The 12945-nt window shown below is 45.3% G+C and carries 11 protein-coding genes; 7 read left to right on the top strand and 4 right to left on the bottom strand.

Features of this window, described 5'->3' with window-relative positions; all coding sequences use genetic code 11:
- Nucleotides 1–218: 218 nt before the first annotated feature.
- From metE to K1I80_RS07955, 7 genes are all read left to right on the top strand, one after another.
- On the top strand, nucleotides 219–2471 hold the full coding sequence (gene metE / locus K1I80_RS07985; protein WP_223313495.1) for a 5-methyltetrahydropteroyltriglutamate--homocysteine S-methyltransferase: 2253 nt from the start codon (nucleotides 219–221) through the stop codon (nucleotides 2469–2471).
- Nucleotides 2472–2608: 137 nt separating this feature from the next.
- Nucleotides 2609–3487 (top strand): methylenetetrahydrofolate reductase [NAD(P)H], encoded by an 879-nt coding sequence (metF, locus tag K1I80_RS07980; protein ID WP_002896521.1) that lies wholly within the window; start codon nucleotides 2609–2611, stop codon nucleotides 3485–3487.
- Nucleotide 3488: 1 nt separating this feature from the next.
- Entirely contained in the window at nucleotides 3489–4433 is a 945-nt protein-coding gene (locus K1I80_RS07975) for an AraC family transcriptional regulator (RefSeq protein WP_223313494.1), read from the top strand.
- Between the two features lie 108 nt (nucleotides 4434–4541).
- Complete coding sequence (locus K1I80_RS07970) at nucleotides 4542–6779, top strand: alpha-galactosidase (RefSeq protein WP_223313493.1); 2238 nt, start codon at nucleotides 4542–4544, stop codon at nucleotides 6777–6779.
- A gap of 245 nt (nucleotides 6780–7024) precedes the next feature.
- Nucleotides 7025–7867 (top strand): HAD family hydrolase, encoded by an 843-nt coding sequence (locus K1I80_RS07965; protein WP_223311816.1) that lies wholly within the window; start codon nucleotides 7025–7027, stop codon nucleotides 7865–7867.
- Nucleotides 7868–7878: 11 nt separating this feature from the next.
- Complete coding sequence (locus tag K1I80_RS07960) at nucleotides 7879–8475, top strand: histidine phosphatase family protein (protein ID WP_223311815.1); 597 nt, start codon at nucleotides 7879–7881, stop codon at nucleotides 8473–8475.
- Nucleotides 8472–9074 (top strand): histidine phosphatase family protein, encoded by a 603-nt coding sequence (locus K1I80_RS07955; protein WP_223313491.1) that lies wholly within the window; start codon nucleotides 8472–8474, stop codon nucleotides 9072–9074. Before K1I80_RS07960 ends, K1I80_RS07955 begins: the two co-directional genes overlap by 4 nt.
- Nucleotides 9075–9135: 61 nt before the next feature.
- Here K1I80_RS07955 and K1I80_RS07950 read toward each other — a convergent pair whose 3' ends face one another.
- From K1I80_RS07950 to K1I80_RS07935, 4 genes are all read right to left on the bottom strand, one after another.
- Nucleotides 9136–10170 carry a DUF4839 domain-containing protein gene (locus tag K1I80_RS07950; RefSeq protein ID WP_009659602.1) on the bottom strand — a complete coding sequence of 345 codons (1035 nt, stop codon included), beginning with the start codon at nucleotides 10168–10170 and terminating at the stop codon, nucleotides 9136–9138.
- 159 nt (nucleotides 10171–10329) lie between these two features.
- Entirely contained in the window at nucleotides 10330–10785 is a 456-nt protein-coding gene (locus tag K1I80_RS07945) for a hypothetical protein (RefSeq protein ID WP_223310915.1), read from the bottom strand.
- Nucleotides 10766–11677, bottom strand: a complete 912-nt coding sequence (locus tag K1I80_RS07940) for a phosphodiester glycosidase family protein (protein WP_223313490.1) — start codon at nucleotides 11675–11677, stop codon at nucleotides 10766–10768. The genes K1I80_RS07945 and K1I80_RS07940 overlap by 20 nt, the downstream gene beginning before the upstream one ends.
- A complete protein-coding gene (locus K1I80_RS07935) occupies nucleotides 11674–12723 on the bottom strand; it encodes a bifunctional glycosyltransferase family 2/GtrA family protein (RefSeq protein ID WP_223313489.1) in 1050 nt (349 codons plus the stop codon). The genes K1I80_RS07940 and K1I80_RS07935 overlap by 4 nt, the downstream gene beginning before the upstream one ends.
- Nucleotides 12724–12945 lie beyond the last annotated feature (222 nt).

Genomic DNA, 12945 nt, shown 5'->3' with positions numbered 1-12945 from the left:
CGAGATTTTATTCTCGCTGGTTTTTCTTTTTCCAAGGTCATAACTTCTACCTATAGCAAACAATAATTTTAGTCAATGGAAGTTGAAAAATAAGCTTTTGTGTTTGTAGAGAGAATCGGGTTATAGTTTTAGGCTATATCAAACTCTGGGAAATTCCAATTATACAGAGGGGAGATTTTCTGATAAGATAAAATCAAGAAAAATTTTGGAGGACGTTTATGTCAACGACTATCATTGGTTTCCCACGTTTGGGCGAATTCCGCGAATTGAAATTTACAACAGAAAAATACTTTAGACATGAAATCTCAGCAGAAGAGCTTCTGGCTGCAGCTAAGGAGCTGCGCGCTAAGCACTGGAATATTGTTAAGGAAAAAGGAATTTCAGAGATTCCGTCAAATGACTTTTCTCATTATGACAATGTGCTGGATGCGGCCTTTCTCTTTAACGTGGTGCCGTCATCTGTGCAAGGCTTAGATCTGACTGACTTGGAGCGGTATTTTGCCTTGGCTCGTGGCTATCAGGGCGAAAAAGGGGATGTCCGCGCCCTTCCGATGAAGAAATGGTTCAACACTAACTACCACTATATCGTCCCTAAATTTGAAAAAGAAACCCAAGTCAAACTGGCTGGGCATAAGATTTTTGATGAATTTGCAGAAGCTAAAGAGTTGGGCTTGGTAACCCGTCCTGTTGTGGTCGGTCCATTCACTCTCCTGCAAGTATCTGACTTTGAAGATGGTGTAGCGCCGGCTGACTTTGTAGATGCACTAGCTGCAGCTTATCAAGAAGTTTTTGCAAAATTAGCAGAGCTGGGCGCAGAGCGTATCCAGCTGGATGAGCCAAGCTTGGTCAAAGACCTGTCAGCAGAAGAAAAAGCTCTCTTCTTGGACCTTTATAAGAAGCTTCTGGCAGACAAGAAAGGTCTTGAAGTCTTGGTTCAAACCTACTTTGGTGACGTTCGTGACATCTATGCAGATCTTGTAGAGCTACCGGTAGATGCGATTGGTTTGGACTTTGTCGAAGGCAAGAAAACACTTGACCTTATCAAAGGCGGTTTCCCAGCTGACAAGACTCTTTATGCGGGTATCGTCAACGGAAAAAACATCTGGCGCAACAACTATGAAAAGAGCTTGGCAGTGCTTGAGCAAATCCCAGCTGAAAATCTTGTTTTGACAAGCTCATGTTCACTGCTCCATGTGCCATTTACAACAGCTAATGAAGATTTTGAACCAGCAATCTTGAACCACTTTGCCTTTGCGGTAGAAAAATTGGATGAAATCCGTGACTTGGATGCTATCCGCAATGGCGGCGGTGCAGAAGCACTTGCTGCTAACAAAGAACTCTTTGCGACTGAACGTGTTGGTGAAAATGCCGAACTTCGTGCGCGCATCGCTGGTTTGACTGACGCAGATTACACTCGTTTGCCAGCCTTTGCAGAGCGTGAGGAAATCCAGCACAAGACGCTCAATCTGCCACCGTTGCCAACTACCACGATTGGATCCTTCCCTCAAACCAAGGAAGTCCGTGCTAAGCGCTTGGCCTTCCGCAAGGGTGAGCTGTCGGCAGAAGACTATGACAAGTTCTTGGCTGAGCAAATTGATGAATGGATCAAGTGGCAAGAAGAAGTTGGATTTGATGTATTGGTGCATGGTGAGTTTGAGCGTAATGACATGGTTGAGTACTTCGGTCAAAACCTGTCAGGCTACCTCTTCTCTAAGAATGGTTGGGTACAATCATACGGTATGCGTGGGGTGAAACCACCGATCATCTGGGGTGATGTTACTCGTCTCAACCCAATCACTGTTAAATGGTCTAGCTATGCACAAAGCCGTACAGACAAACCTGTTAAGGGCATGCTGACTGGTCCTGTTACCATCCTCAACTGGTCATTCCCGCGTGAAGACATCTCTATCAAGGATTCTACCCTTCAAATCGCTCTGGCAATCAAGGATGAAGTGCTTGATCTTGAAGCTGCTGGTGTGAAGATTATCCAAATTGACGAGGCTGCTCTTCGTGAGAAATTGCCACTCCGTCGCAGCGACTGGTACGAAGACTACCTTGACTGGGCAATTCCAGCCTTCCGCTTGGTACACTCTACAGTAGCGCCAGACACACAAATCCACACTCACATGTGTTACTCAGAATTTACAGATATCATCCCTGCTATCGACAACATGGATGCGGACGTGATTTCCTTTGAAGCTAGTCGCTCTAACTTGGAAATCCTGGATGAGCTCAAGGCTAAGAACTTCCAGACAGAAGTAGGACCTGGAGTTTACGATATCCACTCACCGCGCGTGCCGAATGAAGGAGAAATTGACCATACGATCGAAGCTATCTTGGCTAAGGTGCCAAGCAGCAAGGTCTGGATCAACCCTGACTGTGGTCTTAAAACTCGTGGTATCCCAGAAACTAAGGCTAGCTTGGTGCGCTTAGTAGAAGCAGCCAAAGCAGCTAGAAAACACCTGAAATAATCCTCCTCGAACCTCAACAGTTGATCTTGATGGAGGAACATACCAAAATTGAAGCAGAGCTGACAATCCTGCAGAAGCTGTTCTTCTAGGATTGTCCTCGGCTATCACTACCATCATTGAAAGGAACTTTTAGTTATATGGTTCGTCGTCACACACCCAGTCTCTCATTTGAAGTATTTCCTCCCAATCCGGCAGTAGGCAATGATAAGATTTTTCAGGCGTTGAGAGAGATGCAAGATCTGGCTCCTCACTTTATCAGTGTGACAGCCAGCAATAATAAGTTTGACATTGAGGAGACGACGGTTCGTTTGACTGAGTTCATCGCCAACGACCTCAAGATTCCGACGATTGCTCACTTACCCGCGGTTTATCTGACCAAGGACATGGTGTCCAACATTTTGCAGTCTCTAGATCGGGTTGGTGTCCATCAGATTTTAGCTTTGCGAGGGGATATTTTTCCAGATGTAGCACCTAAGGATGATTTTACCTATGCGACTGACTTGATCGAATACATCAAGACAGAAGCACCGCATTTTGACATCATCGGAGCCTGCTATCCGGAGGGCCATCCGGATTCGCCAAATCAGATTTCGGATATTCAAAATCTCAAGAAAAAGGTGGATGCTGGCTGTTCTAGCCTGGTGACCCAGCTTTTCTTTGACAATGAGCGCTTTTATGATTTTCAGGACAAGTGTATTTTAGCGGGTATTGAAGTGCCTATCCATGCTGGGATTATGCCGATTCTCAATCGCAATCAGGCTCTGCGCCTGCTCAAGACCTGCGAGAATATCAAGCTTCCGAGAAAATTCCGGGCTATTCTGGATAAGTACGAACATGACCCAGAGTCTCTGAGAGCAGCAGGTTTGGCTTATGCTGTGGATCAAATTGTTGACTTGGTGACTCAGGATGTGGCGGGCATACACCTTTATACTATGAATAACGCTGCAACAGCCTACCATATCTATAAGGCTACCCATGCTCTCTTTAATCATAACCCATCCGTTCAATCTTTTTAAGATGAATGAAGAAACCACTAATCAGATTCAGTTGCTGTTTAGTGGTTTTTGTTTTATAATAAGGATAAAAAAATTATCCAAATCTAAGGAGGAGCTGATGGAGCATTCGCTGACCTTGGTTAAGTCTATGCAGTTTGGGCAAGAAGATTGTTTTTTTGCCTTCTGCGGTTATTCAAAAACGGAAGCCCATCATAGCTTTGGGCCGGCTGTTCGGGATGTTCATGTCATTCATATCGTACTGGAGGGGCGGGGGACTTACTCAGTTGGCAATCAACGCTATGATTTGCAGGAAGGGCAGGGCTTTGTGGTGCCGCCGGGTCAGTCGGTCTTTTATCAGGCTGATGGAGAAGAACCTTGGTCTTATGTCTGGATGGGACTGGGGGGGCGCCTCTTGCCTCCTTATCTGCAGGCTCTGGGACTACAGTCAGGCCAATGGTCTTTTGAGCTGACTTCTTTCCAGGAATTTAAGGCCTTGGTCTTTGAAAGTCTGGCCTATGAGGGTAGCGGAATAACAGCTGAACTAGCTCTGCAAAGGCAAGTTTATCGCTTTCTAGAGCTCTTGTCCCAGCGTCTCAAGCAGACATCCTTAATCATGGAAAGCCGTCAGGTCAATCCTTATGTCCAGCAGGTCTTGGAACTGCTGAGCAGTCATCTGCCAGAAAGTTTATCTGTGCAGGACTTGGCGCAGAAATTGGCTCTGCATCCTTCCTACCTATCTCGGCTTTTCAAGGATGAAGTAGGCAAGGGAATTAAGGAGTACAGTAATGATTTGCGGCTCAATATGGCAGCTGATTTGCTGACGAGCAGCCAGCTTTCGGTGGAAGAGATTGCTAGTAAGACAGGCTTTTCCGGGACACAGAGCTTTTCAAAAGCTTTCAAGAAGGCGCGTGGCCAGTCGCCCTTGAATTTTCGCAAGGCTAGCTCTCATCTGGGACAGGAGCTGTAAAAAGTCACATTTGGATAAATAATACTAGAGAGAAAGGCTTACCAAAAGTGGTAGCCTTTTTTATAATGAAAGGAGAAGCATGATTGCGTACTACGAAAGGAGAAGGTCATGAATAAAGCGAGTATTTTGTTTAAGGAAGAGTGCAGGCAATTTCATCTGACTAATGGTGAGATTTCTTATATCTTTCGGGTTTCGGAGGATGGTAAACTCTTGCAGCTTTACTACGGAGCGGCTGTACCGGAGCGGGATTATTCTTATTTGGTAGAGCTGCAGCATCGACCCATGACGACCTATCGGAAAGAAGGAGATTTACGTTATTCTTTGGAGCATGTGCGGCAGGAATTTCCAGAATACGGCACGACAGACTTTCGCCGTCCCGCTATCTGTCTGCGGCAGGGAAATGGCTCGCGTATTACTGACTTTGTCTATGTCAGTCATCAGATGGTAGATGGTAAGCCAGCTTTAGAGGGGCTGCCCGCTACTTATACAGAGACTCAAATGGAGGCTAAGACTCTTATTCTAACCCTGCGAGATGAGTTGACAGAAGTTGAAGTTCAGCTGTTTTATACGATTTTTGCTGATTGGCCGGTTATCGCTCGCTCCAGCAAAGTGATTAATCAAGGTAGGGAAACTTGCTATTTGGAATCCCTAGCTAGTCTGTCGCTGGATCTGCCAGATGCTGATTATGACTGGCTGCAGCTATCGGGAGCATGGGCCCGGGAACGCCATATCAAGGAGCGGCCGCTTCAGCAGGGGATTCAGTCCATTGAGTCAACCCGCGGCATTTCCAGTCCCCACCACAATCCTTTTGTAGCTCTCAAGCGAGCGGAAACAACAGAGTTTTCAGGTCCAGTGCTAGGAGCGGCCTTGGTGTACTCAGGTAATTTTCTCATTCAGGCTGAGGTGGATACCTATGATGTGACTCGGCTGCAGCTAGGCATCAATCCTTTCGGTTTTGAGTGGAAGCTGGCTGCGGGCCAGTCCTTTACCAGTCCAGAAGCTCTGCTGGTTTACTCTGAGCAGGGTCTCAATGGCATGAGTCAAGTCTTTCATCAGCTATTTCGTCGACGTCTAGCTAGGGGCTACTGGCGCGAGCGAGTGCGTCCTGTTCTCATCAATAACTGGGAAGCTACCTATTTTGACTTTAGTGAGGATCAGCTGCTGGAGCTTGCTGAAAAGGCTCAGGAAGTAGGGGTGGAGCTCTTTGTGCTAGATGACGGCTGGTTTGGCCAGCGGACTAATGACCGAGCTGGGCTGGGTGATTGGTTTGTCAATCCAGAAAGGCTGCCGCAGGGGCTGGGCTCGCTAGCAGAGCGAATTCACGGTTTGGGCATGAAGTTTGGCCTTTGGTTTGAGCCGGAAATGGTCAATAAGGACAGCCAACTCTACCGAAGTCATCCTGACTGGCTGCTGGCAGTGCCAGATAGACAGCCCTACCATGGTCGGAACCAGTTTGTTTTGGACTATTCTCGGTCGGAAGTAGTGGATGAGATATTTGAGCGTCTATCGGCGGTTATCAAAGAAGCGCAGCTTGATTATATCAAATGGGATATGAATCGCCCTCTGACAGATGTCTTTTCAGCCGCCTGGCCAGCTGATCAGCAAGGAGAGATTTTTCACAGCTATGTCTTGGGTGTTTATGACTTGTATGAGCGTTTAATCAGTCGCTATCCAAGCTTGTTATTTGAGTCCTGCTCTTCAGGTGGAGGCCGCTTTGATCCGGGTATGCTCTACTATACTCCTCAAGCTTGGACCAGCGATGATTCGGATGCGATTGAGCGCTTGAAAATCCAGTACGGGACCAGCCTTCTCTATCCGCTTTCGTCTATGGGAGCCCATGTCTCCATCGTGCCCAATCACCAGACCAATCGTCTGACTCCGTTGAAGACGCGGGGCAATGTCGCCTTTTTCGGTTCCTTTGGCTATGAGCTGGATTTTAATCAGCTAAGCCCAGAAGAATTGGCTGAAGTCAGGGAACAGATAGATTTTTACAAGCGCCATCGAGAGCTGATTCATAATGGAACTTTTTATAGATTGCAGTCGCCATTTAAGGGAGATGGACAGACAGCTTGGATGGTTGTCAGTCAGGATCAGAACACTGCACTTTTAGGCACTTTCAAGGTCCTCAATCAAGTCAATCGCTCTCATCAGCGTTTGCAACTGAAAGGACTGTCTGTGGATAAGGTCTATCGGCTAGAGGAGCGTGACTATACTGGGGCTGAGCTTATACGAGTTGGGCTGGTTACCACGGACGCTTCCAGCGGTCAGCTACTGGAGGATTCTGAGCAAAAGCCAAGCTATGACTTTGATTCCAAACTCTGGCTGTTTGAAGCAGAGGATGAGTAGATAAGCTGGGAAATAAGAAGAGCAGAAGGAACAAGCTGATTAAAAGCTGTCCTTCTTGCTTTTTCCTCTGAGAAAAAAAGGATAGTACCATTATCTCTGATAATTCTATAGGAAAAGGCTTTCAAAAAGATATATAATAGGATGAAGCTTTTATAAAATAAAGCTGGGTCAGAATGGGAGAATTTGTAAAAAATGAAGAAAGCATTCAGCAAATGCCAGGAAAAAAAGAGAAAGAAGGGAGCATTATGACGAGAAAAATCATCTTTCTTGATGTGGACGGTACCCTCATCGACTATGATAATCATATACCGGAGTCTGCTGTGGTTGCCATTCGGAAGGCACGGGAAAAGGGCCATTTGGTTTATGTATGTACAGGTCGCAGCAAGGCTGAGATGCCGCCGGAAATTTGGGATATTGGCTTTGATGGTATGATTGGTGGTAACGGCTCCTATGTGGAGCATGAGGGGCAGGTTATTTTGTACCAGCTGATTCCGCGAGATATCGCTAAAAGGCTAGTCGACTGGCTTCAGGAGAGAGGGCTAGAGTTTTACCTGGAGAGTAATAACGGTCTCTTTGCAAGCAGGGGCTTCCGCGAAGCAGCGCGACCAGTGCTTCAGACCTACGTCCTTGGAAAAGGTGCCAAGCCAGAAGAAGTCGTAAATATGGAGGCAGAAGAAGCCCTTCATGGCTTGGTTTATGGTGGGGAGCTCTACCGAGACGATCTGAACAAAGTCAGTTTTATCCTAAAGAGTTACCAAGACCATCTGGATTCCAAGGCAGCTTTTCCTGAGCTCAAGGCAGGTACGTGGGGTGGCAAGGGCGAGCATGCTCTCTTTGGTGATTTAGGAGTCAAAGACATTACCAAGGCGCATGCCATTGAGGTTCTGCTGAAGCATCTTCATGCTGATAAGGCGGATACTCTGGCTTTTGGCGATGCCAAGGTTGATATTCCTATGCTGGACTATTGTCAGGTCGGCGTTGCTATGGGAAATGGCGGAGCGGAAATCAAGGCCATGGCCGATCTGGTGACAGACTCGGTCAGTCAAGACGGTCTCTACAAGGCCTTTGAAAAGTTAGGACTCATCTAAAGGAGATATGAATGATGGCAAAAACTCTTTATCTGATGCGGCATGGCCAAACGCTTTTTAATCTGCGCCATAAGGTGCAGGGCTGGTGCGATGCTCCTCTGACCGATTTTGGCGTCTATCAGGCCAAGGTGGCAGGGCAATATTTTAAGGATGCCGGTATTACTTTTGACGATGCTTATAGCTCTACTCAAGAGCGGGCCTGTGATACCTTGGAATTGGTAACGGACGGTAAGCTTCCCTATAAGCGTGTCAAGGGGCTCAAGGAGTGGAACTTTGGCACCTTTGAAGGGGAAAGCGAAGACCTCAATCCACCCCTACCTTATGGAGATTTCTTTGTGACCTATGGCGGTGAATCACAGGAACAGGTACAAGCGCGTATGGCAACGACCATTCTTCAGCTCATGCAGGAGACGGATGGTCAGTCTGTCCTCATGGTCTCCCATGGCGGAGCTATGGCCAATTTTGCCAGAGCTTGGCAGAAAAACTGGCGTCTGGATGACCTAGGTCACATGACCAACTGCGGAATTTTGAAGTTTACTTTTGAAAATGACCAATTCTACCTAGAGGAGGCTATTGGTCACGATTTTAGCGATTGGGAGGGAAAATGAAAGATCTATATTTGATGCGGCACGGCCAGACCTTTTTCAATCAAGAGGCCTTGGTACAGGGAGCTTGCGACTCTCCTTTGACAGAACTGGGGCAGGATCAAGCCCGGCAGGCAGGAGCTTATTTGCAAGGGCGGGGCATTCGTTTTGGTCAGCTCTACTCCTCCACCCAGGAGCGGGCTTCTGATACTCTGGAACTTGTCTCTGGTCGGACCGACTATACTCGCCTTAAAGGCATTAAAGAATGGAACTTTGGCCTTTTTGAGGCTCAGCCCGAACGCCTGCAGCCGAAATTTCGACCAGGAGCCACCTCTTTTGAAGACCTTTTTGTTCCTTATGGTGGAGAAGGAGTGGACCAAGTCGGTGAACGCATGCTGGTCACTCTGACTGAGGTCATGGAGCAGGCAGGAGCAGAGCCAGTCTTAGCTGTTAGCCACGGCGGTGCCATGTGGGCCTTCTATCTCAAGATTGCAGCCCAAGCTCTGGATCCTAAGGTGCGCTTTGGCAACTGCGCCATCTGCCATTACCAATATGAGCAGGGACACTTTAAGCTGGCAGAAGTCATTGACCCGCTGACGGGTAGTGTGTATGAGTGTGAATAAAAAAACTGGTTTCTTATAAAGAAACCAGTTTTTTTATTCTATAAAGATAAAGCTAGTTATTTTATCGTTTTGTTACCTCAACTGGTTCAAGAATCAAAAGCTCTCCTTTAGTAAACTCTCTCATGCTAGCTTTTATGTGCATATTTTGTCCAATGCCAACGCCATCTCCACCGAAATTTTTAAATACTGAGGTCGGAGCAACATCATTAAATTGAAAAGCTGGGCCAGGAGTAGCAAGATCAGGTCCAGGATAATCACCTGCATAAATTAGAATATCATAGCGAGTTTTATAATTAGCATGGGGATTAAAATAGGCGATATAACCATTAAACTCTACTATTTTTCCTTTGTATTTTTGAACGAAAGAAGAAATTGCCGTTGGATCTTCAGTTTGTAAGATAGCAGCAAATTCTGGACTGTTTTCAGGAGTAATAGTTTGTGGTTCAGTTTTTTTTGATGATTCAGATGAGCTTGAGGAAGATTCGGAAGAGCTAGAAGATGATTTGGTATCAATTGAAGAGGAACTGGAATTTTCCTTTTTTTTATTAACTTCTTGATTCTTTTCCTCTTTTTTAAAAGTGTGATAGGTGACTGTAATATGAGCATTTTTAGGAAGTTTTTCTCCCTTTTGAAACTCCGTCTTGCCTTGAATAGAGACACTTTCAATTTGTCCGTCTTTTATAATCCAGCCGTTGATAAGATCTTCAATTTTCTCAGTTTTCACATTTGTAAAACCAGTATCCTCTAGTTGACTGACAATCACTTTATAATTTTTTTGATTAATGTTTTCTGACTCTATTGGTAAAGAAAGTTCGTTAGAATCCTCTTTAGAAGACGAAAAAATACCAATACAAACAAATGCAAATATTGCAATTGTTACTCCAACAATCATAAAAATTTTCTGATACTTTTTATTCAGAATTTCTTTTTCAGTAAGTGGCCTAATATCTACTATAGCTTCACTAGCAAATAAACCAAAGACTCCAGTATTCCCTTGATGTTTAACTTCGATTTTAACTTTATTTTTATCAAGTGCTAAATCTTTTAAACCTTTTTCAATTGCGTCCTCAGTTGTTTTTCCTTTATATATAGTCATAATATCTCCCACCTTTTTCAATTTAAATTTATATAAATCTCTGATACTATATATAATACAGAAACATGTTTATGTCAATAATTTTTTTACATTATTATCTGATTTTTTATATTTTGACATCGAACTTATCCCCTCCATTTAGCTGAAGGGGATGATTTTTTATGCTCTTTCAAATTCTGTATGTGTAAAATCTTTTCTCTTTTTACTGATTTCCCCTTCTGCCTTCCACTCACTTCGAGTAAAGACCATGGAGAGTAGTGCCAGAGCCGCAAAGGCTGCTCCTAGGTACCAGTAGGGCATATCCAGCGTTGTGGAGCGGCCAGATAGGTTGACGATGCCACGGAAGAGCATGCCGGCTGTCATAATGGCTACAGCTGAGTTCCAGAGGTTGAGGCTGAGCCGAGAGAGATTAGGGATGCCCTTCATAAAGAGCAGGAGGAGGATGCCACCCACCAGAGGAATGGTGAAGAGATAGTGCATATGGCTAGATGTTTCGCCGAAGCTGAAGGATTCATAGATTCTGCTGAAAGCAAAGAAGAAAATAGTTAATAGTGCGTAGATAAGGGCTGTTTTTCTAAAACGTTTTTTGCTGGGATTAGTAACCGATGTAGACAATATCACTCACCGACCTTTCTGAGATAGTGTTTCCGTTGGTTGTAGGTTTGTTAATGACCTGACCGGTAAAGTAAAGTGTAGAGGATCCGCCGCCATCAAGGTTATAAGCGGTCTTGACACCGTAAGATTTCATGATTTCTGCCATTTGGTAGAGGGAAAGCCCCTCGCTTTCTGAGGTGCGTCCGTCTGAAACGATGATGATGTAGTGGTTTTCGTCAATGATACCGATAGCTGTCCGTGGATTGGAAGACATGGACTGGCCGACTTCGGAGTTGGTATCAACGACAATCTCGCCATTTTCTACAAGCGATGGGCCGAAGGCCAAGAGATTGACCACACCGTCTTTGACTAGTTGATCAGCAGAGACTTGGTCTTCATAGATAATTTTGAAGGAGCCGTCTTTGTAAATAGCTAAATCCCCATTGCTGGAGTCTTCTCGGACGGTATCGCGGTAGACGACGCCATTGCGGATGACATAGCCAGTCGTATTGGCTCCATAGTAGTCGCCGTTAATCGCTAGGATGGCATTGTTGTTGGCGGCCGTTTCCGAGGTCTTGGCAGTGACATTGTTTCCGTAAGTGTTTTGGGCAAAGGCTGTTTTCAGGTATTCTGATGAGCTGACAGTCACATCAGCGATGTAGACTTGGGTGTTGCTGACGGTCTTTTCAGTCAGTGTGACCGAGATGTTGTCGTCTGAATAGCTGGTATCCGTCACAGTCGCTGTTTCCACAGCCTTGCTGGCAGCCTCGGCGTTGGACGACGAACTTGTGCTTGAAACCGTGGAAATGTTCTCTGCGATGACAAAGGTTTTCAGCATGGAGTAGCTGAAGGAAGCTGTCAGAAGCAGACCGAAAATGGAGGCGTAGGCATAGCGTTTCTTTAAAAATTTCATGATGCGGTGTGTGTCCTTTCCTTAAAAATAAATCTCTTTTGGACCATCCAGGAGACGGTGAAGAGTAAAATTCCGACGATAATTTTGACAATCAGAAGATTGAGACCAAAGACAGCGTAGAAGAGGCGAATCAGCAGTGTGTCTAGGATAAAGAGCACTACAGCTAGGCTGAAATAGCCAGTTCCTGTCTTGAGTATACTGTCATCGTTCTTAAAGACCAGCCTTTTATTGGTCGAGTAATTAAAGATTGAGCTGGTCACGCGGGCAATCCCGTTAGCTAAAAGAATTCTCAGGCTGGTCGGCACAGCAGTTAAAAACAAGAGAGCCATTGCATAGACGATGTAGTCCACGACGAAACTGCTGAGAGAAGTCAGGGCAAATTTAAAAATATTTTTATAAATCATGAGCCCATCCTGAATTGGCCGAAAGTGGGAGCCTTGATTGTCATTGATATAGACCGTCTCAATGGGCACTTCCAAAATGGGATATTCCTTGCTGGCTTCTAAGAGCATGTTCATTTCATACTCATAGCGCTGGCCCTCTACCTTTAACATAAAGGGAATCATGTTGGTCGTAAAGGCTCGTAAGCCTGTCTGGGTATCAGAGACATCCACCCCAGTCTGGGCTTTGAAGAGAGCTCGAGTCAGACTATTGCCGAAGCGGCTGCGCAGGGGCACCTTGCCAGTAAAGGCGCGTGCTCCGAGAATCAACTGATTGGGATTTTCAGAAGCTTTGCTCGCTACGCGGAAAATATCCCAGACCTTGTGTTGGCCATCCGCATCTGCTGTTACTACCGTTCCATAAATCTTCAGTGCTTGGATAAAGGTGAAAGCAGTCTTCAGCGCTTGCCCCTTGCCTTGATTGACCTGATGACGGAGCACAGTCGCGTACTGCTCTGCCTGCTCAAAGACTATCTGGCATTTGGAAGAGCTGCCGTCATCAATAACAATGATATGAAAATCACCTTTATGGTGAATTTTTTTTATCAGCTTAATGAGATTATAATCAGGCTCATAGGCCGGAATCACTAGAAAATCCATATCCATACCTCTTTCTTAGATGATTTGTAGAAAGTATACAGACTGCGGCTTAAAATTTCCTAATATAAGTTAGTTTTAAGAAAATGTTAACATTTCTTTAAGGAAAGAGCATGGGGAAATAGGATAGAAATGCCGGTGGGGAGAGGATTAGAGATAATTTTGCGAAATGAATGCTAGAGTATGGCAAGGTGGTTATGTAGATATCTCTAAAAATAGGTCATTCCGATT

It is taken from the genome of Streptococcus sanguinis (genome assembly GCF_019929225.1).
GTDB classification, from domain to species: domain Bacteria; phylum Bacillota; class Bacilli; order Lactobacillales; family Streptococcaceae; genus Streptococcus; species Streptococcus sanguinis_J.
Note: the sequence above shows the minus strand (reverse complement) of the source record. Positions and strands in the feature narration are given on the sequence as shown.

Excerpts from the sequence above, each read along its gene's own strand:
- metE (WP_223313495.1), top strand. The coding sequence starts at position 219 with ATGTCAACGACTATCATTGGTTTCCCACGTTTGGGCGAATTCCGCGAA.
- metF (WP_002896521.1), top strand. The coding sequence starts at position 2,609 with ATGGTTCGTCGTCACACACCCAGTCTCTCATTTGAAGTATTTCCTCCC.
- K1I80_RS07975 (WP_223313494.1), top strand. The coding sequence starts at position 3,489 with ATGAATGAAGAAACCACTAATCAGATTCAGTTGCTGTTTAGTGGTTTT.
- K1I80_RS07970 (WP_223313493.1), top strand. The coding sequence starts at position 4,542 with ATGAATAAAGCGAGTATTTTGTTTAAGGAAGAGTGCAGGCAATTTCAT.
- K1I80_RS07965 (WP_223311816.1), top strand. The coding sequence starts at position 7,025 with ATGACGAGAAAAATCATCTTTCTTGATGTGGACGGTACCCTCATCGAC.
- K1I80_RS07960 (WP_223311815.1), top strand. The coding sequence starts at position 7,879 with ATGATGGCAAAAACTCTTTATCTGATGCGGCATGGCCAAACGCTTTTT.
- K1I80_RS07955 (WP_223313491.1), top strand. The coding sequence starts at position 8,472 with ATGAAAGATCTATATTTGATGCGGCACGGCCAGACCTTTTTCAATCAA.
- K1I80_RS07950 (WP_009659602.1), bottom strand. The coding sequence starts at position 10,170 with ATGACTATATATAAAGGAAAAACAACTGAGGACGCAATTGAAAAAGGT.
- K1I80_RS07940 (WP_223313490.1), bottom strand. The coding sequence starts at position 11,677 with ATGAAATTTTTAAAGAAACGCTATGCCTACGCCTCCATTTTCGGTCTG.
- K1I80_RS07935 (WP_223313489.1), bottom strand. The coding sequence starts at position 12,723 with ATGGATATGGATTTTCTAGTGATTCCGGCCTATGAGCCTGATTATAAT.